The sequence below is a fragment of the Thalassotalea euphylliae genome (genome assembly GCF_003390375.1).
GTDB classification, from domain to species: Bacteria; Pseudomonadota; Gammaproteobacteria; order Enterobacterales; family Alteromonadaceae; genus Thalassotalea_F; species Thalassotalea_F euphylliae_A.
The window spans coordinates 158,534-183,638 of the sequence record NZ_QUOT01000001.1 but is presented as its reverse complement, the minus strand read 5'-3'; the positions used below and the strand labels follow the sequence as shown (position 1 = coordinate 183,638).

At 42.1% G+C, this 25,105-nt stretch carries 21 protein-coding genes and 6 tRNA genes; 12 read left to right on the top strand and 15 right to left on the bottom strand.

Annotated features, from left to right (window positions below; genetic code table 11):
• The first annotated feature begins 39 nt into the window (after positions 1–39).
• Genes arsC through DXX94_RS00865 form a run of 3 tightly spaced genes read left to right on the top strand, consistent with a single transcriptional unit; the run spans position 40 to position 2,743 of the window.
• Complete coding sequence (arsC, locus tag DXX94_RS00875; protein ID WP_116013254.1) at positions 40–378, top strand: arsenate reductase (glutaredoxin); 339 nt, start codon at positions 40–42, stop codon at positions 376–378.
• Between the two features lie 28 nt (positions 379–406).
• Positions 407–790 carry a DUF2069 domain-containing protein gene (locus DXX94_RS00870; protein WP_116013253.1) on the top strand — a complete coding sequence of 128 codons (384 nt, stop codon included), beginning with the start codon at positions 407–409 and terminating at the stop codon, positions 788–790.
• Positions 791–826: 36 nt separating this feature from the next.
• Positions 827–2,743: a hypothetical protein gene (locus DXX94_RS00865; RefSeq protein WP_116013251.1), complete on the top strand. Its 1,917-nt coding sequence runs from the start codon at positions 827–829 to the stop codon at positions 2,741–2,743.
• An 80-nt stretch (positions 2,744–2,823) separates the two neighbouring features.
• Here the strand turns inward: DXX94_RS00865 and hda are convergent, their stop codons facing one another.
• Complete coding sequence (hda, locus tag DXX94_RS00860; RefSeq protein ID WP_116013249.1) at positions 2,824–3,579, bottom strand: DnaA regulatory inactivator Hda; 756 nt, start codon at positions 3,577–3,579, stop codon at positions 2,824–2,826.
• The gene (locus tag DXX94_RS00855; protein ID WP_116013248.1) at positions 3,576–4,691 is read right to left on the bottom strand and encodes a DUF2066 domain-containing protein; all 1,116 of its coding nucleotides are present in this window, start codon (positions 4,689–4,691) and stop codon (positions 3,576–3,578) included. The genes hda and DXX94_RS00855 overlap by 4 nt, the downstream gene beginning before the upstream one ends.
• A 131-nt stretch (positions 4,692–4,822) precedes the next feature.
• Here DXX94_RS00855 and purM point away from each other — a divergent pair, with 131 nt between their 5' ends.
• The 3 genes from purM to DXX94_RS00840 are packed head-to-tail and all read left to right on the top strand — an operon-like array spanning position 4,823 to position 7,311.
• Positions 4,823–5,869, top strand: a complete 1,047-nt coding sequence (purM, locus tag DXX94_RS00850; RefSeq protein WP_116013246.1) for a phosphoribosylformylglycinamidine cyclo-ligase — start codon at positions 4,823–4,825, stop codon at positions 5,867–5,869.
• 5 nt (positions 5,870–5,874) lie between these two features.
• A complete protein-coding gene (purN, locus tag DXX94_RS00845) occupies positions 5,875–6,519 on the top strand; it encodes a phosphoribosylglycinamide formyltransferase (protein ID WP_116013244.1) in 645 nt (214 codons plus the stop codon).
• A 39-nt stretch (positions 6,520–6,558) separates the two neighbouring features.
• On the top strand, positions 6,559–7,311 hold the full coding sequence (locus tag DXX94_RS00840) for a DUF3108 domain-containing protein (protein WP_116013243.1): 753 nt from the start codon (positions 6,559–6,561) through the stop codon (positions 7,309–7,311).
• A 191-nt stretch (positions 7,312–7,502) separates the two neighbouring features.
• On the opposite strand, the gene DXX94_RS00835 is transcribed toward DXX94_RS00840, so the two are convergent.
• A complete protein-coding gene (locus DXX94_RS00835; protein ID WP_116013241.1) occupies positions 7,503–8,285 on the bottom strand; it encodes a class II glutamine amidotransferase in 783 nt (260 codons plus the stop codon).
• A 262-nt stretch (positions 8,286–8,547) separates the two neighbouring features.
• On the opposite strand from DXX94_RS00835, the gene fadE reads away from it, so the two are divergent.
• Together fadE and DXX94_RS00825 are read left to right on the top strand one after the other, a co-directional pair.
• Positions 8,548–11,010 carry an acyl-CoA dehydrogenase FadE gene (gene fadE, locus DXX94_RS00830; protein ID WP_116013240.1) on the top strand — a complete coding sequence of 821 codons (2,463 nt, stop codon included), beginning with the start codon at positions 8,548–8,550 and terminating at the stop codon, positions 11,008–11,010.
• 264 nt (positions 11,011–11,274) lie between these two features.
• Entirely contained in the window at positions 11,275–12,219 is a 945-nt protein-coding gene (locus tag DXX94_RS00825; RefSeq protein ID WP_116013238.1) for an acyltransferase, read from the top strand.
• A 264-nt stretch (positions 12,220–12,483) separates the two neighbouring features.
• Here the strand turns inward: DXX94_RS00825 and DXX94_RS00820 are convergent, their stop codons facing one another.
• The 9 genes from DXX94_RS00820 to dnaQ form a co-directional block, all read right to left on the bottom strand.
• The gene (locus DXX94_RS00820) at positions 12,484–14,517 is read right to left on the bottom strand and encodes a methyl-accepting chemotaxis protein (protein ID WP_116013236.1); all 2,034 of its coding nucleotides are present in this window, start codon (positions 14,515–14,517) and stop codon (positions 12,484–12,486) included.
• Positions 14,518–14,903: 386 nt separating this feature from the next.
• Positions 14,904–14,980, bottom strand: a tRNA-Asp gene (locus DXX94_RS00815).
• Between the two features lie 114 nt (positions 14,981–15,094).
• A tRNA-Asp gene (locus DXX94_RS00810) sits at positions 15,095–15,171 on the bottom strand.
• Positions 15,172–15,244: 73 nt separating this feature from the next.
• A tRNA-Asp gene (locus DXX94_RS00805) sits at positions 15,245–15,321 on the bottom strand.
• 74 nt (positions 15,322–15,395) lie between these two features.
• Positions 15,396–15,472, bottom strand: a tRNA-Asp gene (locus DXX94_RS00800).
• A 69-nt stretch (positions 15,473–15,541) separates the two neighbouring features.
• Positions 15,542–15,618 (bottom strand) — tRNA-Asp (locus DXX94_RS00795).
• A gap of 28 nt (positions 15,619–15,646) precedes the next feature.
• Positions 15,647–15,723 (bottom strand) — tRNA-Asp (locus DXX94_RS00790).
• A gap of 152 nt (positions 15,724–15,875) precedes the next feature.
• A complete protein-coding gene (locus DXX94_RS00785) occupies positions 15,876–17,327 on the bottom strand; it encodes a TIGR03503 family protein (RefSeq protein WP_116013235.1) in 1,452 nt (483 codons plus the stop codon).
• A complete protein-coding gene (gene dnaQ / locus DXX94_RS00780) occupies positions 17,315–18,040 on the bottom strand; it encodes a DNA polymerase III subunit epsilon (RefSeq protein ID WP_116000077.1) in 726 nt (241 codons plus the stop codon). The genes DXX94_RS00785 and dnaQ overlap by 13 nt, the downstream gene beginning before the upstream one ends.
• A 204-nt stretch (positions 18,041–18,244) precedes the next feature.
• On the opposite strand from dnaQ, the gene rnhA reads away from it, so the two are divergent.
• Positions 18,245–18,709, top strand: a complete 465-nt coding sequence (gene rnhA / locus DXX94_RS00775) for a ribonuclease HI (RefSeq protein WP_116013233.1) — start codon at positions 18,245–18,247, stop codon at positions 18,707–18,709.
• Positions 18,710–18,726: 17 nt separating this feature from the next.
• On the opposite strand, the gene DXX94_RS00770 is transcribed toward rnhA, so the two are convergent.
• Together DXX94_RS00770 and DXX94_RS00765 are read right to left on the bottom strand one after the other, a co-directional pair.
• Positions 18,727–19,215: a DUF2919 family protein gene (locus DXX94_RS00770; RefSeq protein WP_116013232.1), complete on the bottom strand. Its 489-nt coding sequence runs from the start codon at positions 19,213–19,215 to the stop codon at positions 18,727–18,729.
• Between the two features lie 30 nt (positions 19,216–19,245).
• Positions 19,246–20,001 (bottom strand): DUF599 domain-containing protein, encoded by a 756-nt coding sequence (locus tag DXX94_RS00765; RefSeq protein WP_116013230.1) that lies wholly within the window; start codon positions 19,999–20,001, stop codon positions 19,246–19,248.
• A 166-nt stretch (positions 20,002–20,167) separates the two neighbouring features.
• On the opposite strand from DXX94_RS00765, the gene DXX94_RS00760 reads away from it, so the two are divergent.
• The 3 genes from DXX94_RS00760 to DXX94_RS00750 all read left to right on the top strand — a co-directional run bounded on the left by DXX94_RS00760 (position 20,168) and on the right by DXX94_RS00750 (position 24,231).
• Complete coding sequence (locus tag DXX94_RS00760) at positions 20,168–22,480, top strand: carbohydrate binding family 9 domain-containing protein (RefSeq protein WP_181901450.1); 2,313 nt, start codon at positions 20,168–20,170, stop codon at positions 22,478–22,480.
• Positions 22,481–22,569: 89 nt separating this feature from the next.
• Positions 22,570–23,439, top strand: coding sequence for a substrate-binding periplasmic protein (locus DXX94_RS00755; RefSeq protein WP_116013227.1), 870 nt, complete (start codon positions 22,570–22,572; stop codon positions 23,437–23,439).
• Positions 23,440–23,721: 282 nt separating this feature from the next.
• Entirely contained in the window at positions 23,722–24,231 is a 510-nt protein-coding gene (locus DXX94_RS00750; protein ID WP_116018205.1) for a prepilin-type N-terminal cleavage/methylation domain-containing protein, read from the top strand.
• 115 nt (positions 24,232–24,346) lie between these two features.
• Here DXX94_RS00750 and DXX94_RS00745 read toward each other — a convergent pair whose 3' ends face one another.
• Entirely contained in the window at positions 24,347–25,093 is a 747-nt protein-coding gene (locus DXX94_RS00745; protein ID WP_116013226.1) for a hypothetical protein, read from the bottom strand.
• Positions 25,094–25,105: the final 12 nt, after the last annotated feature.

Here is a 25,105-nt window from a genome sequence, read left to right as displayed (position 1 = left end):
GCTGCAAGCGTATCTAACATGTAAACACTGAGAAAATTTATGTTAACTATTTACCATAATCCACGCTGCTCAAAGAGCCGCCAAACACTTCAACTTATCGAATCTGCTAATGCTGCACATGAAGTGGTGGAATATTTAAAAACTCCATTGTCTGAAGATGCACTTCGCGATTTAGCAAAAAAATTATCGGTTGCACCTATTGATATGATGCGCACTAAAGAAACCGAGTTTAAAGAGCAAGCACTAAAAGGCGCAGATGACGATACATTATTCGCCGCCATGGCCGCCACTCCTAAACTCATGGAGCGCCCCATTGTGGTTAAAGGTGAACAAGCCGTTATTGGTCGTCCACCAGAAAATGTTAATGCCTTGCTATAGCCCATTAGTTTAATAGGCCTTAACTTCAATGAAATCCATCAACACTGCAACCTATAAAAAAATAGCCTTAATTGGCTACTTTGGTTTATTGGCATTTATGCCACTGTGGTTACTGGTGCTTGAACCAAGCTCACTTGGCCCTTGGCTAGCGTTAGTTTTATTCGTAGTGCCGTTATTTTTTCCAGCTAAGGGTATGTTAAAAGGAAATCCTTATACCTTTGCCTGGTCTAATTTTATTGTCATGTGGTATTTCCTACACAGCTTGACCAGTTTATGGGTGTCAGCTAATAAGCTTTACCCATTGATTGAACTAATATTTGCCAGCCTGATGTTTTTTGGTGGTACATATTACGCGAAATATCGAGGTCAAGAGCTCGGATTAAGTATCAGAAAAAAGAAGGGTGAAGAGTAACCCCCTTTGTATTGAGTCATTCACAGGAGTTTTAGCATGAATAAAAAACTAATTAACTGTGCATTTATCATTGCCCTGCCAATGCTTTACGGCTGCGGCGGAGGCTCCTCGGGTGACTCCACAACTCAACCAAGTCCTAACAACAGTGGCAGCGCAGCAAAAATCGCTGAGATTGTTATTGATGGCAACAACGTTAGTACTAATCAGGCCGCCGAGCTCATCCTATATGCACCTGACACTAACATTTCCAACATTACTTGGTCGCAAACCAGCGGACAAGCAATCGACCTTGTCACAACCAATCACAAAGTCTTATCGGTAGTTCCGACAGAAAGTGGCAACTATGAATTCCAAGTGAGTTTCAATGAAAATGGGCAAGCGAAAACCTTAAACGCTGCGATTGACGTCTCCGCGGATAACGCGACACTTTCCATCCCGACGGGACAAGCCGTATTAGCGCAGAATAAAGTATCAGTTCGCGTGTTTAGTGGGCAAAATGAAGCTGCTACCTTATCCAATGTCAATTGGCGACAAACTCAAGGGCCTTCAATAAGCCTCAGTAGTACCAGTGACAATGTGTTGATTTTTAAGGCGCCAGCGGTGTCACAAGATACGCTTTTCTCATTTGAAGCCAGCGCTAATGTTAATAACCGTCAATCGTCTGAAACTGTCACAATTTTGGTAGAACAAGCTGAAAGTATTAGCAATGCTGCTTATTTTGACGATCGCGTTGCCCGCGTATTTCCGTATAACCCAAATAGCCCCTATGCGAATCAGTTAGCCAATTGTGTTTATAGCAATGCTCTCAACTCCTCATGTACATTGGACCGACTTCCACTACTGGCACAACAAACATTAACACCAAGTGTCGATGATGTGATGAACAGAGTAGTCGTCTCTCATCAATGGATGGGCGATAACTTTAAAGCATTTTTAGAACAACTCGACCCTCACAATGACTTTAAGCAGTTGCTCAGAGCAACAACAGCGGTTGTTATAGCCTATGATGTTAGACCGTCATTTTACTGGGCGGCAACTGGTGCTATCTATCTGGATGCAGAGAACTTTTGGCTAACACCACGACAGCGCGACACAATTAACGAAGCGCCAGATTTTCGTTCAGGTTTAGGCGATGATTTACAATTTGCGATTCCATGGCGTTACGTTAAAGACAACGATTACGCATTTGAATTTTACGCTAAAGATGAGCGAGTAGAACGTCCGCTTTCAGCACTTACCTACCCACTTGGCTACTTGCTTTACCACGAGCTTGCCCATGCCAATGATTTTTTTCCACAAACTAACTGGTCATCGCTAAATAGCCAAGCCCGCGTGTTAGATGCTGCACTAGATAATGCGGCCCGCTCTGAGCTGCTCACCGCATTTAGTCCACTGGAAAGCCAAGTAATGAAAGATTTGGCGCAAGTACGCTACAACACGGGTAATGCAACAGACATTCAAAAGGCGTATTTACCACAAGATGTTCGTACACTGTTTGAACCAGACAAGGCAGTGCATTTTTATGGTTTTAGCACTGAACGTGAAGACTTTGCCATGCTCTTTGAAGAGTTAATGATGCAACATAGATATGGCGTGCAACGCGATGTTGCGGTCACCAATAACCCTAACAACGTCAATGATAATCGCAACGACTACATCGTTGAGTGGGGACAGCGAGGCCGACTATCTCAACCACAAATTGTTGATCGCGCCGCTTATACAACCAACTTTGTTTATCCAGAATTCGATGCACAAGCAGCAATTGCTGAACTACCTGCAGCAATCCCTTTTGTTGCTGGTGCCAGTTGGCGAGACAATCTGTCACTGAGCCCAAACACTAATGGCCGAGCAAGGGCAAAAAATGCTAACGGTGACAACTCTGCAAACTCCAATCATCGTCAATACCATTACTACAGTAAACCTTTACCGAAACGCAGTAACACAAATCAATGACTACCTTAGTTGATAGGAAGCCAAACTAAGTAAAAGGCAAATGACAAAAAAGTGACGAAAAGCGCTAAACAACAAACTGTCTAACTATTGGCTAGCGCTTCTTTGATAAATGGAATGGTAATTTTGCGTTGTTCACGTATCGACAACTTGTCGAGCGTATCCAAGTATTGAATTAAAGCGGCTGTGTCACGGCTAAAATGATTCAATAGATACTTAATTACGTCTGGTTGAATATTTAAGCCACGCTGACGGGCGCGCCTTGCAACCACCGCCATTTTCTCATCGTCGGTTAATTGTTTTAGCTGCTCAACATAACCCCAACTCAATCGTGATTTGAGATCAGGTAACTCTAGTGACAAGTCTTGTACTGAGTTTGTGCCCGCAATCAGAATTTGCTTGCCCTGCTCTTTAACGCGATTAAACAGGTCAAAAATTGCTTGTTGCCAAACCATATTGCCGCGAATCAGTTGAATATCATCAACACAAATTAAATCAATTTGTTCAAGCCCTTCCAGCACTTCAACTGGCATCTCAATAATCTCAGACATTGGCAGACACAATGAGGTTTTACCTAAGCTGTCAGCATAGTTGCTAGCAGCGTGCAATAAATGAGATTTACCAGCGCCTGATAAGCCAAATAAATAAAAGCTATTGACCGTTTCAATCAAATCCGGTTGCGTTGAATTTTGCGTTTTATGACTGTTCGAAAACCTTAATTGGCTGACGAAATCCCGTAAAATTTTGAGTACTGTTAGATTAGTGTTGCCAGTATAACTCTCAAACGTTTCATCATCAGGCAAGTGCACAGCCAGTGCTAATTGTGCATCTTGCTTCATTGTTTTCTCCAATAAAACACAGGGTTTGCACCTGGCTCTTCGCCAACTAAAGGGTCGATATACTGTTGTAGTTGATCATTTAATTTAAGTGACGCTAACAAGGCTTTTTTCGAACCGAGTAAATTAAGCTTAAATGTTCTAGTTTGTTCTTCTGCTTCGACTAAAATTACCGACTCAACCGCTGACAAAGCAGTTAGAAATTGATGAATTTCTACATAGCTTGTTAATGAGTCAACATTAGCCACGTCTATTAGCAATTCATTGTTCAAATCGGTAGATAGCGCGTAGTCTTGATAAACCACAGACGCAACATCTTTTAATACTTGTGATAATAGCGCCGCCACATCACTTCCTTCATAGGTTTCACCAAACTGCTGGCGTTCGGCCAATAGCGACCAATCAACCGCATACCAACTAGGTTGTTGGCATAGCACGCCTTCACATGCCACTTGCTGATCTTGCTCGCTCAACAAGCTGCTGTTTGAAATTCGAATAATTAAGTTGGCATCAACAAAGTATCTTGCCGCTGCTTCTTCGGTTGCATTAGCAAAACGCCCCCACAAATCGGTTACGTTTACTTGCAGCGAGTCTTCTAGATCCATTAATGGTAATAATAGAGGCAGGCCGCGCTGCTCAGAAAAATCATTCACTTGTTTGGGCCAAGGAAGTCCAGCTGATTCAGCCACTACCTCACGATTTAAGTCGCTTTCATTTAACAGCCAAACTAAAATCTGCGGGCGCAAGCTTCCCCAAATGGCAAGGTTTTGTTGTTGGAATAATTGATTGATTTTGTTTTCATCGAACATCGCCACGAGAAAAAGTTGTTCGCTATCGCGCTCGTAGCGATATTGCGTGAGATATTGATTGTAACGACTTAACTGTCGCTTTACTTCGCTATTGGTTAATACCGATTCTTGACCACCCACTTTAAGTAACACAGCCGCCATGGCTTTTTTAATTGCTTGGTTGCGATCTTTGTTTGCTTGCGAGTCAACCGCGACTTTTGCTTGATACAAATCAGTTACTTCAATCGCTGCTGCTGAAAATATGCTAAATGTGGTTAAAATTAATACCAGCGCGTGGAACATTTTGTTTAATTGAATCAATTTCATAGTGTCGATCTTAACATAATTAGCGACAAAGTTTTCACTTAAAAATAATTTCTGATAAAGATTTTATCTCCCTAAATGCGCTGTTAGAATATGCGCTTTCAAAAATCCTTTTGAACAATTTGAGGTTTCTCGTGAGCGAACAAAAGCAATCCCTAAGCTATAAGGACGCTGGTGTCGATATCGATGCAGGCAATGAGTTAGTAGAAAACATTAAGGGCGCGGTAAAGCGCACAACTCGCCCAGAAGTAATGGGTGGTTTAGGTGGATTTGGCTCGGTTTGCCAATTACCAACTGGTTATAAAGAGCCTGTGTTAGTAGCGGGTACAGATGGCGTTGGCACAAAATTGCGTTTAGCGATTGATTTAGCAAAACACGACACTGTTGGTATCGACCTTGTTGCTATGTGTGTTAACGACTTAATTGTTCAAGGGGCGGAGCCACTGTTCTTCCTTGATTATTATGCAACCGCTAAGTTAGACGTTCCAGTTGCCGCAAGTGTGGTTAACGGTATTGCTGAAGGCTGCGTGCAAGCAGGCTGTGCGTTAGTTGGCGGTGAAACTGCTGAAATGCCAGGCATGTATCATCAAGGCGATTACGATATTGCTGGCTTCTGTGTTGGCGTTGCTGAAAAATCAAAAGTATTAGACGGCCAAAAAGTTGCCGCTGGCGACCAACTGATTGCTCTTGGCTCTTCTGGCCCGCACTCAAATGGTTACTCATTAATTCGCAAAGTGCTAGAAGTCAGCGGTAGTGATACCAACGAGCTACTTGACGGTAAATCAATTGGCGAACACTTACTTGAACCAACGAAAATTTACGTTAAATCAGTGCTTGCACTGCTCAAAGAAGTAGACGTTCATGCACTATCACATATTACCGGTGGTGGCTTCTGGGAAAATATTCCACGCGTACTACCTGAAAATGCTAAAGCAGTTATTAATGAAACATCTTGGCAGTGGCCAAGCATTTTTAATTGGTTACAAGAAAAAGGTAATGTTACAACCCATGAAATGTACCGTACCTTTAACTGTGGTGTTGGTATGATTATCGCTGTACCGAAAGATGCTGTTGAACAAAGTCTTGAAATTCTTAAGGCACACGGCGAGCAAGCTTGGCACATTGGTGAAATCCAAACCAAAGCAGAAGATCAAGAACAAGTCGTTATTGGTCAGGAGTAAGCTAAATGTCCTGCCGAATTCTCGTTTTAATTTCTGGCAGTGGGACTAATTTGCAGGCGATTATCGACGCCTGCAAATCGCCAGATTATCCGGGCCAAGTGGTTGGCGTATTATCGAATAAAGCTGACGCTTATGGCCTAGAACGTGCTGCCAACGCCAATATCGCCACCACCACATTATCCCATCGTGATTTTGCCACTAGAGAAGCTTATGATGACGCCTTGATGGCAGCCATTGATAAGTATCAACCGGACGTTGTTGTGCTTGCTGGCTTTATGCGCATTTTAACGCCTGCATTTGTTCAACATTATCAAGGTCGACTTGTTAATATCCATCCATCTCTGTTACCCAAATATCAAGGCTTGAATACGCATCAGCGCGCCATTGATGCAGGTGACGACGAACATGGCGTTAGTGTTCATTTTGTGACTGAAGAGTTAGACGGCGGCCCAGTTATTCTGCAAGCGAAAGTGCCTGTATTTGAAAATGACACAGCTGACGAACTAGCTGCTAGGGTGCATGAACAAGAACACCGAATTTATCCACTTGTCGTCAAATGGCTATGCCAAGGACGATTAAAAATGGTGGACGAAAAAGCAATACTTGATGACACACCTTTGCCTATGTCAGGATATGCAAGCGAAGAGTAGTAACACTCTTTGGCGTACATTTCTGATGAGGTAATTTTGATGTTGAAAAAATGGCTATTAGCCGCATTGGCTGCTGGTTCATTAAGCGCTTTATCACCGGTTTATGCATCCCACGGTGAACAATTAGCGTCCCCTCTTGTTAGTCCTTTTACTGCGCAATATACCATATTGCGCAAATCTAAAGCCGTTGGTAGCGCAACACGCGAACTTGAATATTTAGAGAATGGTTTAGCGAAATACAGTTATCACACTGATATTGAGTGGATGATTTTTTCTGATCGCCGCGCCGAAACTTCGATTGTCGAAGTGATAGGCGGCAAAGTAACGCCAAATCACTACACCTATAACCGCGAAGGCACTGGTAAAGACAAATATTATGAATGGCAATACGACGTTAAAGCCAATCAAGCAACTAATGTAAAAACAAAGCGTACTCGCGATATAGACTTTCCTACCAATATTCAAGACAAGCTTAGCTATCACCTACAAAACCGTTTGAACTTAATAGCCAATGATGGCCAAGCACAAAAGCCGCAACATTTTGTTTATCCGGTGGTTGGTACCTCTGGCAAAATCAAAAATTACGTTTACGAGTATGATGGTGAAGAAGAATTAATGCTGCCGTATGGTTTAGTAAAAACGATTCGCTTAAAACGTGAAGTGGTAGACAAAAAGCGTGTTACCTATGCTTGGTTTGCACCTGAACTTGATTATTTGATGGTGAAGTTGTTTCAACAAAAAGGCGGCGTTGAGCAGTTTCAAGCACAATTGTCTTCTTTGACTGTTAACTAACAGCTTGCTAAACATAAGCTCCCTTGACACAAACTCACTCGCCAGATCCATACCCGCCTTTGGCGGTAACCTAAACTTTCTATAAGTCGCTAGATGGCAAATACCAATCCGTTATTTTTAAAAATCAAACAGCAGCACATCGTTGCTGTTTGATTTCTGTATTAACCAAAGCATTTATAGAGTAGTAGGTCTTAAGTTGGCGAGCCAAACACACAGAGCCCTTTGTTAAATACATGCCACTGCCCTGCTTCCATCTTGTGCCATTTTTCATTATTGGTGAGCGGCTGGGTAGCAATAACGGTCACTATATCGGTTGAGCTCGTTTCTTTTTTGAAATCAACGACGACATCGGCATCAATTAACTGTGCCTGGCCAAAAGGCGCCCGTCGGGTAATCCAATGCAGATTATTTGAACAAAATGCAAATAAGCTCTCGCCGTCAGACAAAATTAGATTAAACACACCTAGCTGATTAATTTGCTGTGCGTGCTCAGCAATAAAATTAAACAACACTTCCGATGCAGGTTGGGTGCGACCAAACGTTATATAAAGTTGATCAAGTAGCCAACAAAACGCGTGCTCACTATCGGTTGTGCCAACAGGTATGTGATGCTCAACCGGCAAAGCCTCAATAAAATTTTTCAATTGGCCATTGTGGGCATAAGTCCAATTTTTCCCCCAAAGTTGACGAACAAATGGGTGAGTATTCTCTAAACAAACTGCGCCTGAATTGGCTTGGCGTATATGGCAAATCACAGACTCGCTCTTGATCGGGTAATCTGTCACTAACTGTGCAATTTTGGATTCGGCACTCGGCATTGGATCTTTAAAGCTACGGCACCCTTTGCCTTCGTAAAAAGTAACCCCCCAACCATCCTTATGGGGCCCAGTATTGCCACCTCGCTGCATTAAGCCCGCAAAACTAAAACAGATATCGGTCGGCACATTTGCACTCATGGCAAGAAGTTCACACATAGACGCTTTATTTACCTCAACTAAAAGCTAATAACCTAGTCACAATGATCTAACAACGATGATAGTAACAAGCCAAATTACAAAAACTAGATAGCAAAACCTATAAACAAAAGCCAATAGATTGGCTCGCTAAGCTCGAAATTATAACGCTTCAACAAAACTTACGTGAGATTTATTGATTTATTCGACATTTTAATTGAATTTTTTTCATCTACGAGCTAATCTTTAGTGGTCTGACCTCTTAAAAAAGTAAGGAAAGTAAGTGGAAACTTTAATTTGGTTTGCCAGCGCAATAGCACTAAGCTGGTTTATGGCTTATACCCGAGCCGCTCTGACTACCTACACCTTAGTATTCGGTATACTCATGGTGGTAGGCTCTGTATTTAACGTTGTTTCTCTTGTTGGCTGGTTAATCTTTGCCGCCATCGCTTTACCATTGAACATGACAAGCTTCAGAAAGGAATACATCAGTAAGCCTTTGCTGAAAATGTTTAAAGGTATTATGCCAGAAATGTCTCGTACCGAAAAAGAAGCGATTGACGCGGGTACAACTTGGTTCGAAGCTGATCTATTCCGTGGTAACCCGGACTGGCAAAAGCTTCACAACTTCCCTAAACCACGTTTGTCAGCTGAAGAACAGGCATTCTTGGATGGCCCTGTTGAGCAAGTTTGTAAAATGGTGGATGACTGGGATACCACACACGATCGCGCCGACCTATCGCCAGAGATTTGGCAATACCTAAAAGACAACAAGTTCTTTGCGATGATCATCAAAAAAGAATTTGGTGGTTTGGAATTCAGCGCCTATGCACAGTCTCGCGTGTTACAAAAACTAACGGGTGCAAGTTCAGTACTTGCCAGTACCGTTGGTGTTCCTAACTCTTTAGGCCCAGGTGAGCTATTGCAGCACTACGGCACTAAAGAACAACAAGACTACTACTTACCTCGCCTAGTTAATGGCCAAGAAATTCCGTGTTTTGCGTTAACCAGTCCGGAAGCTGGCTCTGATGCAGGCTCAATTCCTGATTTTGGTATTGTTTGCAAAGGCGAATTTGACGGCGAAGAAGTACTAGGCATGAAGCTAACATGGGACAAGCGTTACATTACACTTGCACCTGTAGCTACAGTACTTGGCCTTGCTTTTAAGTTGTACGATCCAGATGGATTAATCGGTGAAGAAGAAGACCTAGGTATTACTTGTGCCCTGATCCCTACAGATCTTGACGGTGTGATTACTGGTCGTCGTCACTTCCCACTTAACGTGCCGTTCCAAAATGGCCCGACACAAGGTGAAGAAGTTTTTGTACCACTTGATTACATCATCGGTGGCCCGAAAATGGCTGGTCAAGGCTGGCGTATGCTAGTTGAATGTTTGTCTGTCGGCCGTGCTATTACCTTACCTTCAAACAGTGCTGGTGGCGTTAAATCTATCGCACTTGCCACAGGTGCTTACAGCCGCATTCGTCGTCAATTCAAACTACCTATCGGTAAAATGGAAGGTATTGAAGAAGCATTGGCACGTATTGGCGGTAACGCTTACCTAATGGATGCTGTGACAACTATGTCAACAGGCGGTATCGACTTAGGCGAAAAGCCGTCGGTAATCTCTGCTATTGCTAAATACCACTTAACCGAGAAAATGCGTTCATCTGTGACAGATGCGATGGATATTCACGGTGGTAAAGGCGTTTGTATGGGCCCTGCTAACTACTTAGCACGTGGCTACCAAGGTGCACCAGTTGCTATCACGGTTGAAGGTGCAAACATCCTAACCCGTAACATGATTATCTACGGTCAAGGTGCAATCCGTTGTCATCCTTACGTTTTAGCTGAGCTTGAAGCGGCTGGTAACAGTGACTTTAAACAAGCATTAGATGATTTCGATCACGCATTATTTGGTCATATTGGTTTTGCAACAAGCAATATCTTCCGCAGCTTATGGATGTCGTTAACAGGCTCTCGCTTTGTTAAGTCACCATACAGCGACGGTACGCGCCGATACTACCAATTGTTAACACGCTTTAGCTCTAACTTAGCAATGTTATCTGATATTGCGATGTTAACCCTAGGTGGTGATTTAAAACGTCGTGAACGTATTTCAGCACGCTTAGGTGATGTATTAAGTCACTTGTACTTAGCCTCAGCAACATTGAAACGCTTTAATGACGAAGGCCGTCAATCTGCTGACTTACCAGTATTACAATGGGCAGTTGAAGACAGCTTGTACCAAACACAAGTTGCAATTGATGAGCTCATTAGCAACTTCCCTAACAAAGCAGTTGCAGTCGCTTTACGTGCGGTTATCTTGCCATTTGGTAGCTGGTTAACTAAACCATCTGACAAACTTGACCATGCTGTCGCTAAAATCCTACAAACGCCATGTGAAACGCGTAACCGTATTGGTCAAGGCCAGTACTTAACTCGCGAGCCAGAAAATGTTGTAGGTATGCTTGAGCAAACGTTAGACGACATTCTTGCTGCCGAGCCAATTTACGATAAAGTGTGTCGTGCTGTTGGTAAAAAGCTACCTTTCTTCCGCTTAAATGAAGTGGCTGAGCAAGGTCTGGCAGCAAATGCCATCACAGAAAGTGAAGCCGAGCACCTGCGTAAGACTGAGTTAGGTCGTAAAGCAGTAATCGATGTAGATGACTTTGACCCAATGGATTTACCTGCGGCAAAATCATTACTAGCAGAAATGGCTGATAGCCAAGAGCATGCTGCTTAATCATCAGCGCTAATAAAACATGAATAAAAAACCTGCTTCGGCAGGTTTTTTTATGCTTTGTGAAAAACAAATAAGTAACTTATGACTTTGATTTTAAATAATATTATTTCTTTAAGCTAAGATTTCAGCGTACATTTGTGACAAACATAACGGTACCTGTTTAAAATAAATATCGGTAATATGACATTTTTATGAAAGATATCTCACACTATCCATAAACTTAAAATAATGATTGGGATATCAACAAGTAGTGATGGAGTAAAAATGCTAACTGGATTGCCTAGCTTTATTTTAATGCCTTTTGCTTTTGCCTTATTTTGTTTAAATTTAGCGTTTAACGGTACCTTAGTTTTTCTTGGTGGTTTATTAAAAACCCTCATCCCTGTAAAGGCGTTCCATCAACTGTTGTATTGTCCAATGCACACCTTTTATCGTTTGTGGACATACAACAACACACTGATTTTACGTTTAATCAACCGCTCAGAATGGGAAATTAAAGGGGCAGAAAATCTTAGTAAAGACGCCTGGTACTTGATATTGGCAAATCACCAAAGCTGGCTAGACATTTTAGTCATTGCCGAAGTTGCCCGCCAACACACACCTGAGCCTAAATTTTTTCTCAAAGAATCATTAAAGAAAATCCCGTTTTTGGGGATGGCGTGCTGGGCGCTAGATATGCCCTTTATGAAGCGTTACAGCAAAGCCTTTGTCGCGAAAAATCCACACTTGAAAGGTCAAGATATCGAAACCACAAAAAAATCTTGTCAGTCTTTTCGCGATCATCCAACAACCATCATTAACTTTGTTGAAGGCACGCGCTTTACAAAGCGCAAACATGAACGCCAGCAAAGCCCATTTCGCTATTTACTCAAACCTAAAGCCGGTGGCATTGCATTCACTTTGGCCACACTGGGTGAGCAATTTGATAAGGTACTCAACATAACGGTGCTCTACCCTGATAATCCCGGTCACGTGATGAAGGACATGCTTAAAGGAAAGCTGGGAAAAGTGATTGTTCACATAGAGGCAATTGACATTAACCAAGCACTGATCGGTGATTATTTTGAAGATCCAGAGTTTAAGGCCCATTTCCAAGAATGGCTGAACCAGCAGTGGCTAGATAAAGATCAGTTGATTCATCGACTATATTGCCAACAAGAGCAAGAAGAGGCACTAAAAAATCAAATTAGCCCACACCAGTCAACCTAAACAAATAACCTAAGCGGGCCACCTAAGTAATTAGCGTTAATATACTCAGTTTAAAAATACACAAATACACTAGGTATAGTTGGTAACCCTGTTTAGCTGAATTAGCTCGACAAGGCTAAACTTCTGCAGCTAAACATTCTTAGTTATGAAACAGCAGATAAGGCAGGCAGCAAATGCACTTGCCTTATCTGAAATAGTTCAACTTTCGCCTACTGCTAGCAACCCGGTATAAACAGGCAGCCAGCACATTAACAATTTATCGCCCTATTTGGTCGTAAACTGTGCTAACGAGGTTTTTAATTGCTCTGCCAAGCTGTTTAGCTCTTTCGCTGAATCAAGTACTTGTGAGGCTTTAGTATCTGAAGATTCAGCAATTTGATTAACCTCCTGTTGGCGCCCTGCCATTTCGTCCGTTAGCTGAGATTGCTCAGTAACCGCAACGGATATCGATGTAAGCTCACCGCTCATTTGCTCAACCATCGCAGAGATATTGGCTAATAATTCGTTGCTTTCTGTCGCCTTATCTTTAGTTATATCCATATCCGTTAGCACCACAGACATCCCCTTCGCTGCAACTTGTGTGGCTGACAAAAATGACGCCACTAACGGTTCAATTTCGTCTGTTGATTCTTGGGTGCGCTTAGCTAAACTTCTCACTTCATCCGCGACGACGCTAAAGCCACGCCCTTGTTCGCCCGCTCTCGCCGCTTCAATTGCCGCATTCAATGCAAGTAAGTTTGTTTGATCTGCGATCCCACGAATTAATTCAACAGCTTGCGTAATTCCATAAACGTTAGCGTTTAACTCATCTATAGATTGCGCAACATCGTTAATGCGCAGCGTTGTATTATCTGCAGATTTCATCAGTTCAGCCATATGCGCAGAAGAAGCTTTTGATGCGTCATCTATATGTTGCGCATTATCGGCTGCACTATTGACATTTTCGGCCACTTCTTTATAGGAATTAGACATTTCTTCGATGCCGGAAGCCGTTTGATACGACTCACCTGAGAGTTGATTTGATGTCACTCGCTGTGATTCAGCGTTATCATATACACTAACGCTAATTGCATTGACGCTATCGCCAATAGTAGAGGCTCCATTAACTAGCGCTCTCAATGAAGCGACAGTGTTAACCATACTTGCTTCAATGCGATCAACTTCGTTTTTCGAATTGTCATGCTGTACGGCTAAGCCATGATTAACTAAGTCGCCAGCGCCAATAATTTCTATTTTGTCAGTCAACAACTGCAGAGGAAGTAATAATCGCTTTGACAAATAAACGATAATTAGAATGACGGCTAACACCCCAAAGATATAGGTCACCATAAGGCGCCAAGCCATTTCATCGGCAGCAGCAGTAAACTCGCTTTCGTAAGTGCCACCAGCGACAATCCACCCCCACTCTTTTGCATAAGCAAATTCAACGTGTTTGTAACTAAGCTCCCCACTACCGTTATCCCAAAGGTAGCGAATACTGCCTTGCTTGTCGTCGACTAACTGTTGGAAAGGTTGCTGGCCATCAGGGGTTTTGGTGTTAACCAAATCACTTCCCACAGCTAGCGTTGGGTGGTATACCACGTCTCCGCTGTTGTTGATGACATAAAGATAGCCAGTATCGCCAATATTAACAGCAGCAAGCGCATTAAAGGCCTGTTCTATACTTGCGGAAACATCTACGCCGACAAATAACACAGCAATAACTTCGCCATTAACAACAACAGGGTCGTATTGTGTCAGGAAGTGTTTGCCGAACAAATTGGCATAACCGACATAAGACTTACCGCTTAGTATGGTCTGATAACCCATGTGATCTTTACTTAGCCAAGTACCGTATGCTCGTTCACCTGAATTCGTTTTCAGGGAGGTGCTCACTCGAAGAAAGCCGCCTTTAACCCTTTGAAATACGGTGGCAGGTACATCCCATCGCTTGGTAAATGCGTCTAGCTTAGTAAAATCATTGGTAATAGCTGTGCCATCATTGAGGAGCATAGGCACATCAATACCAGCAATTCGCGCTGTGCTCTGCCGATCGAAAGTAAACTCTCCATCGAATTCTGTTCTTAACTCTCGCGCAAATTTATGCACCACAGGTGTCAAGGCATTATATGGCGTACTGAGAAGCGATGTCGTGGTGTTTACTTCTTCACGTAGTGTTTTTTGTTCAACTGCCAATAAGGCACTTGCTGATTGTGTTATTGAAATATAACCGGCAACGATAACCAGTAACACAATGGCGATAGTGGTTGCAACGGCTAATTGAAGCGTCAGAGAAAGTCTGGAAAATTTGGTAAGCATAAATATCCTATAAAGAGCTGGAGATGGTCAGAAATGCTAGGCAATATATTTAGCTTATTAATTGATTGCAATCATAAATAACGTTTTAAATACGAACCATCATCAATATTAACAATAGGTTAACCAATGAAAAAACTGGTTAACATTGGCGTACAAATATTCATCTAAAAATACTAAGCAGAATTTGAGCAAAGCGTTGTTATTAAGTAACCGATGTTCAAAGAAGAAGCCGTTGGTGAGCGTGCTAATACCAATATGAGTAAGTATTAAATAAAACTGCGACAAGATAGCTATTTATTAAAGCTAATTTAAAGGACTAAACTGTGATGAGTGCGAACTTAGCGCTTTTATTATTTTCGAAAGGAAAAACAAGATTGAGTAAATATTGGCGGAGTGGACGGGACTCGAACCCGCGACCCCCGGCGTGACAGGCCGGTATTCTAACCAACTGAACTACCACTCCGCAGCATTTACTATTTAGGTATTCCTATTTAATAGAACTTAAATAAGTAACCTAATAGAAGTTTTGTATTTAACAATTTGTATTTTGTTTCAGTTACTTATCGATTAAGAAAGTTGGCGGAGTGGACGGGACTCGAACCCGCGACCCCCGGCGTGACAGGCCGGTATTCTAACCAACTGAACTACCACTCCGCAGTAATATCCTTAAAACTATTGTTAAGGATGTATATTCTTAATATTCAAAGTATTCATTCAGATAAAGAGTTGGCGGAGTGGACGGGACTCGAACCCGCGACCCCCGGCGTGACAGGCCGGTATTCTAACCAACTGAACTACCACTCCGCAGCATTACTTATCAACAATTACATTAATAATTACTGATAAGGTTTTTCTTTATTTGAATTCATCTAACGACTTGGCGGAGTGGACGGGACTCGAACCCGCGACCCCCGGCGTGACAGGCCGGTATTCTAACCAACTGAACTACCACTCCGCATTTAGCTTCTATACAAACTGTATATTGCTGCGTCGCTGAAACTGAAGATTAATACTTTACATTAAGTGGCGGAGTGGACGGGACTCGAACCCGCGACCCCCGGCGTGACAGGCCGGTATTCTAACCAACTGAACTACCACTCCGCAGTTAATGCAAAGTCAGAATTTTAATTGGCGGAGTGGACGGGACTCGAACCCGCGACCCCCGGCGTGACAGGCCGGTATTCTAACCAACTGAACTACCACTCCGCGTTTAAAACTCTGCTAATCAACAACATCTCGTTGAATGCGGAGCGAATATTACGGATCTGTTCCCTATCCGTCAACCACTTTTTTGAGATTATTTTTCAAGTGCGCAAATGCCAACCAATAAGGGTGAAATAGCATCAAACTCCGGTGATTTATTCGCTTTTTTCAGCAGCTTGCTTAGTTTTTCTTTTGCGAAGAAATAGAAAAATACCGTAGCCAAGTGCAGCAATTACTAAAATAATGCCATTGCCAATACCGATAAATAGTAAAGTTTCTTTTTCTTCTGCTGCTTTTATCGCCGCTTGTTCTTCTTTTAGTAGCTCAAGTTCTTCTTCAATGGATAATTTGGGTTCTTCATTACCCGCAAGCTGATCAATTTCTTCTTGGCTAACCTGAACAATTTCACCATTTTCATTTACCGTTGCCACCAGTTCATTCGGATCGCGATCAACATTAAATGAAAAGTCTGGCACGACTAACCTAAACTCTCGGCCATTTCGGGTTTCACCAAATGCACTAATCTTGACTCTATGAACGCCCGGCTCAGTGTAGCTAATTTCATGAATACGCTCACTGCCCTGGCCTTCCATTATTGAAAATGCTTCTACTTGTTTATCAGGAAAGGTCACTTTTCCTTGGAATACCATACTGTCTGGATCAACATGCGTATCATCAATGGCAATATTAAGGAGATGCTTACTTTGCGAGTCCATCGTTGTTTCTGCGGTTAAAGTAATAGGGTTGTTATGAACAATTATCGGCTGTTGTCTAAGCTCCCTGCTCGCCATCGGCAACTTAATTAGGTATAGCGGAATCCATTCACCTGGGGAAAAGTTCAGTTCAAACTCACCGGTAAAAATACCATCGTCGGCATATTCATCTAAATTTCGACCATCGTCGCGAAACGAAGTTAGCTTAACCGGCTCAGCACCAAAATTATTATAAGCAGAGTTGTTAGTACTGTAGAAGTCTACATCCAATCGAACAACGTCTTTAAAAGAAGGGTTATCTATAGCAAGCTCGCCATTAAATAACTTACCCGTCATTTTAATGGTTTCACCTGACAGCATAATATTAGGTAATGGCGCGACCTCAAGACGCACTTCCGACATCACCATGATGTGGCTACCTGGTTGAATCTGCCCAATCGCTTGCCACGGGCCTGGCATTGGGCGTTTCATTTTAATCATGTCAAACGTGCGATCGTCGTACCACTCGACGCTTTCTTTGTCATGCTGATTGACTTTGACCTTGCTGCCGTCAGGTCGTATTAAAATAATCGGTGGTGAACCCATTTTTCGATAAAACAATAACGTGACTTCATCAAGCTGGGCATCAATACGAAAACGATTGTCAAAATAAGGAATTTGGTTGGTAACGTTGTCAACGTCGTAATAATCTATTTTAGGACTTGGCTTTTGCGCCATGGCTTTGTCTTTGCTGGCGTCCATTGACATATTGTTAGCCATAGCCTTGTTGCCAGCCATGGTCATCGTGTTTGACTGCGGCGAGGTTTCTTCCTGTTGTTCAACAGCTTGGCTAATGTGGGTGAGCGAACTTAGCGATAACGCACCAACAGCCAGCAGTCGACTTATTTTAACCATAGTGGTGAACTTCCTTTTTGCTCTACAATTGCGAGCCTTTCTTCATGTGCTATTAGTTCATCGGCAGAAGCTTGAACAATCTTTAATGGCGCTCGATTTTCTGCTAAACGGCGAATACCACCAGCAAGCGCCCCACCATCACCTTCATCCGCGCTTAAATTAAATGTTGCCTGCTTGCGCGTCATCTCAATATAGACGTAAGCCAATAACTGGGCATCAATCAAAGCGCCGTGATAGGTACGGTCAACAAGCTTGTCTACCCGATAGTGCTTGGCAAGAAAATCTAATGTTTTTGGCGAGCCGAATTCATCTTTCGACACTTTCAGCGTATCGGTAACGGTACATATATCATCCGTCATCGGTAAACCAGCATTAACCATACCGAACTCGTGATCCATAAAGCCAACGTCGAATCGCGCATTGTGAATAACCAATTCAGCACCGCGTATAAAGTCGATAAACTCTTGGGCAACTTGGTTAAACAGTGGCTTATCGGCCAAGAACTCATTCGTTAAGCCGTGAACGTCAATAACTTCCTGCTCCATTTGGAACATAGGATTAATGTAGGCATGGTAGGTTCGCCCAGTCAGTTGACGGTTGATCATCTCAACACAACCAATTTCAACGATACGGTGGCCTTCTTTTGGATTAATACCGGTAGTCTCGGTATCCAGTACGATTAAACGCTCTTCTTGCTTAGCTGGGCTTGACACTTAACACCTTTAATAACAACGAACCAGCGCAAATGTGCTGGCTTTCTGGCGGAGCTTCATAGGATAATAAAAACTGCATAATAAAAACAGCACAATCAAAATCGTACATCGAAAATAAATTGGTCATCAAACGCCCTATTTATCTGCGTACGAATGCCAATAATCAAATACTTGTTGGCCTTAAACCGCAAAAGGCAGTACTTAATGCAAAAGCACGTTTATATTTATACCGATGGTTCATGCCTCGGCAACCCCGGCCCAGGTGGCTATGGTGCGCTGCTTATATATAAAGCGCACGAAAAAGAGTTATCACAAGGCTACCAACAAACGACCAATAATCGCATGGAGCTGTTAGCGCCGATTAAAGCGCTACAAACACTCAAAGAAGGTTGTAAAGTGACCATTACGACCGACAGTCAGTACGTGCGCCAAGGCATCACTAATTGGATTCATAACTGGTTAAAAAACAATTGGAAAACTGCCAGCAAACAGCCTGTAAAAAACGTTGATTTATGGAAGCAATTACACGCAGAAGTTCAGCGCCACGAAATTGAATGGAAATGGGTTAAAGGCCATTCGGGTCACCCTGAGAATGAACGTTGCGATGAATTAGCAAGAACAGCTGCCGAAGGAAAAAATTTGATTATTGACCAAGGCTTTGGCAAGTAGTCAGTGCGAGAAAGCCGTTACTTTTCTGGTAACGGCTCTGGAAATTCAACCAAATTTAGCTTTAAGCGTTTACTCAACAAACATGGTGCAGCGACGATTAAGGCAATTGATAATTGTGCCACCATCACACTCACATCCGTTAACTGCCACCAATAATAGCCAGCAAACACAATCACACTATCTATCACTAATGCCGCCAGTATCATCTTTAATGTATGAGGCCACACAGCTTTCACCCATGAATTCGCATTAGGACGCCTTAAGCTCACTAGCAGCAAAACTAATAGCCCTAAGCTACCGGATGCCAAATTTAGGTAGAATAACTTGGGCTCTGGGTAAATCCACTGAATAATTCCTACCCTGTCATTGAAGTTGGTGACCGACATCATCCACACTAAGTAGCCACGTAATAAGTAAGCAAGCGCTAAATAAATAGTTTTCGAGAGTTTAACGCAATCAAAACGATCAAAATCGCTCACCGTATAATGTTTAAATTGTTCTGCCACTTAGTAACTACCGCCCAGTCATGTCGAGTTTTAACGTTTAATTGATGCCTTAGTTTGATTAATTGCATTAGCGTCACCCTTTTCTCGTTCAACCCATAAAAGGTCTTGCGCAACTGTAATCGCACGAACCGCTTTCGACTTGAACTCTCTAATGTACAAGGTGTAAACCACAACTAAGCTTGCTAACGCAAATAACCAAGGGTGAAAGAACCAACAAATTACTGCCAACGAGAAATAATAGGAGCGCAGTCCATAGTTGTAGGAGTGTGCGGCTTGGTCTTGAACAACGGCCATTTGCTTAGCGTATTGTTTTAGGTTGGGGTTTGTTCCCGCTAAATCAATAGGTGCAGCACCTATCATAACGTTCAAAAAACCGTATTGACGCATTGACCAAGTAAAATGGAAAAACGCTAATACAAATATAAATGCCAATAAGGCCAGTTTAAGTTGTATCGCAAGGTGATTCGACGGGTCAGCAAAAGGCAGCGACGCAATCACTCCCTCCAGCTTTTCGATTTGCGCAAATAAAGTCAATATACCAGCGATAACCAACAGTGACGTTGAGGCAAAGAAAGCGATATTGCGTTCTAAATTGGCAAGCAGTGCCGCCTCAGTTACGCGAACATCGCGAGTCATTAGCTCGTACATCCAATGAATTCTGTGCTGATGCAAGCAACGAGCAATACAATTGGTGGTTTTTGCTTGTTTACGCGCAAATACCGTATAACCAGCCCAGCAGAGAATAAAAATAATGATGGCGAAAATATCGAACCAACTAAACGGCATAACCTATAGTCTCCTCATTTTTACTAGTAACGCTCTAATTAACAGTAAAACCCATGTAAAATAAATGTTAACAACAGCATTAACTTACGTTTGTCTATTCATACATATTCTGACACAATACTTGCCCAATAAAACAACAACAATAACAAAATCAAGGGCTATTAAGATGTTCGCCAGATGTCGTCAGGGATTAGCAGTTGCCCTGTTAACGTGTTCTTTTTCTCTATTTGCCACGCCATTTACCCACCAAGCAAAACAATCAATCGCCATCCCTCATACTAACCTCAATGCAGTGATAGACGGCGACTTAAGCGATCCGGTTTGGCAACAAGCAAAAGTTATTTTTCTCGATAATGTGACCAGCCCTTACGAAAACACACCGAGTCCAGTAAAGACCGAAGCGCGCGTAATCGACAACGGTAAAGAGCTGCTTGTCGCATTTATCGCACATGATCCCAATCCAAACAAAATGATCAGCTCAATTGGTGAGCGTGACACTAAGTGGTTCGACGATGTTGTTGGTATTATCATTGATCCGCTGAATAATCGCCGCCTAAGTTATAACTTTTTTGTGAACCCCTACGGCGTACAAAATGATGAAACCTTCAATGAAATTACTGGATTACCGAATGAATTATGGGACGGTATTTGGCATTCATACGGTAAAGTAACGGAATTTGGTTACCAAGTGGAAATGGCAATCCCTTACCAAATTTTAAATTTTGATGAGAATAAAAGTATTCAGCAATGGCCATTTGAATTGGTACGCATATATCCGCGTGAGCAACGATTGCGTATTTCCAGTGTAAAACTCGATCGTGACAATGCCTGTTGGCTATGCCAATACCCAATGGCAGAAGGCTTTGAGCAAGCGGAAATCGGAGAAAACTTACAAATTACGCCAGCGCTAGTTGCCAGTTATGATGAGCAACGCGATATCTACGACCCGCAATCTGATTGGCAAAGTGAAACGGATGTTGAAGCTAGCCTAGATTTGCGCTGGGGGATCACCCCAAAAACCTTGTTTAACGCGACACTTAACCCTGATTTTTCAACCGTTGAAGCCGATGCTGGCCAGCTCAAAGTTAACAACAAGTTTTCACTGTTTTTTGATGAAAAGCGCAGCTTTTTTCTTGAAAATCAACACTACTTTGAAAGCATTACCGAGCTTGTATACACCCGTAATATTGCCGATCCTGATTACGGCGCAAAGTTAACCGGCAGCCAAGGTTCACATAACTTTGGTGCATTTGTTAGCCATGATGAAGAAACTAATTTCATCTTGTCTGGCAACCTTAGCGCGAATATCGCTTCTTTGGATACAGAAAGTCACTCAGGTGCTTTACGCTACCTTTATGATATTAGCCAAGATGTGACACTGGGGGTTATTTCAACGTTTCGACGTGCTGACGACTACCATAACTATGTCACTGGCCTTGATGGTAGTTATCGCATTAACGGAGCAAACTCCTTGAAATTTCAATGGTTAGCAAGTGATACCGAATATCCACAAGACTTGTTCACGCAATTTTGTCGAGGCAACTGTTCACCCAATGAACAAGTGTTGCGCAGTCAAAAAGAAGGAAGTTTTTCAGACAACGCTTACCAGCTTAAATATCTTCACGATTCTGAATACTGGACGTTAGATGCGCAGCGTCAATGGTATGGTGAGGATTTTCGCGCCGACCTAGGATTCATCAATCGCGTTGATTACGTCAATGATCAAATTAATATTGTTCGCAGCTTTTACCAAGATGAGCAAGCGCTTTGGTCAACAATTGATGTTGGCAGTAAATACGCCATTCAGCATAATGAAAACGGTGAATTGATTAATCGAGAGCAATCATTTTATGCTTTTGCCGACGGCCCACTATTGTCACGTGTAGAGTTAATTTATGTCGATGCGAATAAAGTGGGTTTGCGACAAGACAGCAGTAATTTATCTATCGATGGCAACACTAAACGCTTTAACGAACAGCAATGGCGCTTCTTTGGGCAACTTAGGCCAAATAATAAAACTTACGTGTCACTTGAGGGTACATTAGGAGATAAGATCGATTACGACAACGACCGTTTAGGTGATATCGTTGAGTTAATAGGTAATGTTACATGGCACCCTAACCCTCATCTTGAAATTGACTTATATCACACCTATAGCGAGCTTGATGCAGACAGCCAAAATGTTTTTACCGCTAATCTTACCGATTTAAGGCTGCGTTATTATTTTGATGTGCAAAGCTCTTTAAAACTGAGCCTCGTCTATCAAGATATTGATTACAACCCAGACAATAATCCGCTGAGCTTTTTTAGCGAGCAAGAGCGCAGTTTAGCAACACAATTGATATATGCTTATAAATTGAACCCGCAAACGGTGTTTTTCTTAGGCTATTCAGACAATAGTTTTGAAGATGACTTTATTGGGTCATTAAAACAGGAAAGGCGCACAATATTTACCAAAATAAGTTACGCTTGGCGATAATCTGATAACTATTACCTTGAGTTTAATCAAGCACATAATGGATCGACATCACTTAAAATATTGCGGGTTAGATACAAAAAAGGAATAGCATGTTGAGATTTGTAATATGGTTGGCTTTGGTGACGAGCTTTTATAGCACGGCTGCCCTGTGCGCTACATTGGTCATCGCCAGTGATGATGCACCGCCACATATGATTGCAAAGACCAATAGTGGTATAGACTTAGACATAGTCACACAAGTGCTGAAAAACCTAGGTCACAGTGTTTCCTATACTTATGCGCCGCTGCATCGCACAAAAAAAATGGTCATCAGTGGTGATGCAGATGTTGTTGTTCCCACCTTTTATCAAGAAGATAACGATAAACTGTATTTTTCCGCCCCTATCATCAAATACAAACCAACTATTTTCACTCGGCTTGCTGACAAGCTCAGTATTCATAAGCTTAGTGATATTGCGAGCTTGTCTTTGTTACCAACAAAAACGCAAATAGACAGTTTAGCGCCAAACGAAGAACCATCAAGAAGTGAAGCGAGTCAGCAACAAGCGCAGAGCCTTCACAGTGCTACTAACAATTTGTCGGTAGTGTCATTTCAAGGAGCAACAGGATATTTTGGCGAAGCATTCGCTCAAGCCGTTGAGAGTACTGACTATCGTGAATTGCACGACATGTCTAAGTTTCCGGCAATGTTAGTCACTCATCGGGCTGATATCATCGTACTCGACTACTATATTTTTTATTACTATTTGAGCCAAGCAGCTAATTCAGAAGACAATATCCAACGTGCGGCTAGCCTAAATAAAATTCAAGAACACTACGCTATTCCTGAGGTTAATGCCTATGCTGGCTTTCGAGACCCTCAATTAAGGGATGAATTTAATCGCGCACTTGCTAGCTATATCGCCAATAACAAGCATGAGGCTGTGATTGCTAAATACCTCGATTTTTCACAAGAGTAAATCTTTAAAAACTCAATTAGCTGGCTTTATTTTTAACTTTTTAACTTTTTGGCAAATGAAATCAGGCTTTTCTATTAACACCCAATCTTAATTTATACCTTCGCTAGTCTTTTAAAAAACAAGACGCTCCCAAATACCAACGCAGTTGTTATTACACATTTCCGCATTACCAATACACTTTTTAACATTTAAGTCCGTTTTTGTTAGACTAGCGCGCTGATTTTGTATCGCCCTATGCGGAATATTACCAACATTAAACAGTTATTAGATAAAGAGGTACTAATGATAAAGCCAAATAATCAAGGTTTTACCTTGATCGAATTGGTAGTGGTTATTGTGATTTTAGGTGTGTTGTCTGCTGTTGCATTGCCAAGGTTTTTAGATCTTTCTAAAGATGCCAGGGCTAATGTGCTCACCCAAATTAGCACTAGCGTGCAAGTGGCAAACGACCTTGTTTTTCTCAAATCAAAAATGCCAAGCTATGCAACTCAGCCTGTTGCTGGTCGTGTCGACTTACTTGATGTTGATTTAGATAATGACGGTACAATTGATTTAAGCAACGGTATTGATTTACGCCTGAAATGGGGTCATTTGGACAACACAGATATTTTCAAGCGTATCGATGTGTCTGATGAGTTTATTTTTGAAGAACAAGGAATTGACTTTACTTATATCGGTTACGATTTTGATGGCGACAACCAAGTACAAGACGACTCATGCTATTTTCGATATACGCAAGCTCAATCAGAAACCGTACCGCCGATTTATACAATTGAAGATAATGGCTGCTAGTTACGGGCAACATGTAAGACCCTATCAGCATGCAAAGAAGCTTTAGCTTTATTAGGCAATAGCTAGCAAATAGTAGGCATATTAGAAACACTTATTGCCTACTTGCAATCGATAGCTATAAAACCCCTAACATTTTTAATTTGGTTTGATAGGTGTGCAAAATCCAAGGTGTTTTAAACTGTAAGCCATGCTCTTGAGAAAAAATATAGTCAGCCTGATGTTCATGTAAGAACTCAGCGATTTCCATTTCGGCTTCTGCCCTTTTTTGAATAAGTTTTAGCTTCGGTTTGATGGAGTAAAGATAAATGGTAATTTGGCCATTCAACGCCGGCCAAATTTGCTTCCTATCGTCTTCATCTAGCGAAGATTCAACCAAGTCCACTCTCACCTTTTCGTGGTGGTCTAAAATTAAGTCTTTGTACTCTTCTAGCATGGCCAGTAATTCGGACAATACAGCTTGATGCTGGTGGAAGTAATTTATCTCTTTGATCTGCTGAAACTTATCAATATCGGCGTTCCACATGGGCTGTCCAAGCTCCAGTATCTGAATTTGGCGAACAATCAGATGCGTCAGTGCCGAATCATACAAGCTAATCATAGTTTGTAGCTTTTGTTCTTGTTCAAATTGCGAGAAGTGCTCTTTTACCTTTGTTAGGTTGCCGAGCACCGTGATATGTGCTTGATGAACCTCTTGGATTTTATCAGCCGCTGCAGCGCTATTAGCGTAGCTATCCATTATATTTTCAATATTTTGCCGATATTGAGCTAAGTGCTCTTTTTGACTTTTTTCAAGTTCACTTTCCAAACAGCCAGCTAGCGCCAAACACAACATCAATAAGACAACAGACTTTATTTTTATCATTGGAATTCCTTT

Excerpts from the sequence above, each read along its gene's own strand:
- hda (WP_116013249.1), bottom strand. The coding sequence starts at position 3,579 with ATGAAGCAAGATGCACAATTAGCACTGGCTGTGCACTTGCCTGATGAT.
- DXX94_RS00750 (WP_116018205.1), top strand. The coding sequence starts at position 23,722 with ATGATAAAGCCAAATAATCAAGGTTTTACCTTGATCGAATTGGTAGTG.
- DXX94_RS00840 (WP_116013243.1), top strand. The coding sequence starts at position 6,559 with ATGTTGAAAAAATGGCTATTAGCCGCATTGGCTGCTGGTTCATTAAGC.
- DXX94_RS00745 (WP_116013226.1), bottom strand. The coding sequence starts at position 25,093 with ATGATAAAAATAAAGTCTGTTGTCTTATTGATGTTGTGTTTGGCGCTA.
- DXX94_RS00865 (WP_116013251.1), top strand. The coding sequence starts at position 827 with ATGAATAAAAAACTAATTAACTGTGCATTTATCATTGCCCTGCCAATG.
- rnhA (WP_116013233.1), top strand. The coding sequence starts at position 18,245 with ATGCAAAAGCACGTTTATATTTATACCGATGGTTCATGCCTCGGCAAC.
- DXX94_RS00835 (WP_116013241.1), bottom strand. The coding sequence starts at position 8,285 with ATGTGTGAACTTCTTGCCATGAGTGCAAATGTGCCGACCGATATCTGT.
- DXX94_RS00855 (WP_116013248.1), bottom strand. The coding sequence starts at position 4,691 with ATGAAATTGATTCAATTAAACAAAATGTTCCACGCGCTGGTATTAATT.
- DXX94_RS00760 (WP_181901450.1), top strand. The coding sequence starts at position 20,168 with ATGTTCGCCAGATGTCGTCAGGGATTAGCAGTTGCCCTGTTAACGTGT.
- arsC (WP_116013254.1), top strand. The coding sequence starts at position 40 with ATGTTAACTATTTACCATAATCCACGCTGCTCAAAGAGCCGCCAAACA.
- purN (WP_116013244.1), top strand. The coding sequence starts at position 5,875 with ATGTCCTGCCGAATTCTCGTTTTAATTTCTGGCAGTGGGACTAATTTG.
- DXX94_RS00785 (WP_116013235.1), bottom strand. The coding sequence starts at position 17,327 with ATGGTTAAAATAAGTCGACTGCTGGCTGTTGGTGCGTTATCGCTAAGT.
- DXX94_RS00825 (WP_116013238.1), top strand. The coding sequence starts at position 11,275 with ATGCTAACTGGATTGCCTAGCTTTATTTTAATGCCTTTTGCTTTTGCC.
- DXX94_RS00755 (WP_116013227.1), top strand. The coding sequence starts at position 22,570 with ATGTTGAGATTTGTAATATGGTTGGCTTTGGTGACGAGCTTTTATAGC.
- DXX94_RS00765 (WP_116013230.1), bottom strand. The coding sequence starts at position 20,001 with ATGCCGTTTAGTTGGTTCGATATTTTCGCCATCATTATTTTTATTCTC.
- DXX94_RS00870 (WP_116013253.1), top strand. The coding sequence starts at position 407 with ATGAAATCCATCAACACTGCAACCTATAAAAAAATAGCCTTAATTGGC.
- DXX94_RS00820 (WP_116013236.1), bottom strand. The coding sequence starts at position 14,517 with ATGCTTACCAAATTTTCCAGACTTTCTCTGACGCTTCAATTAGCCGTT.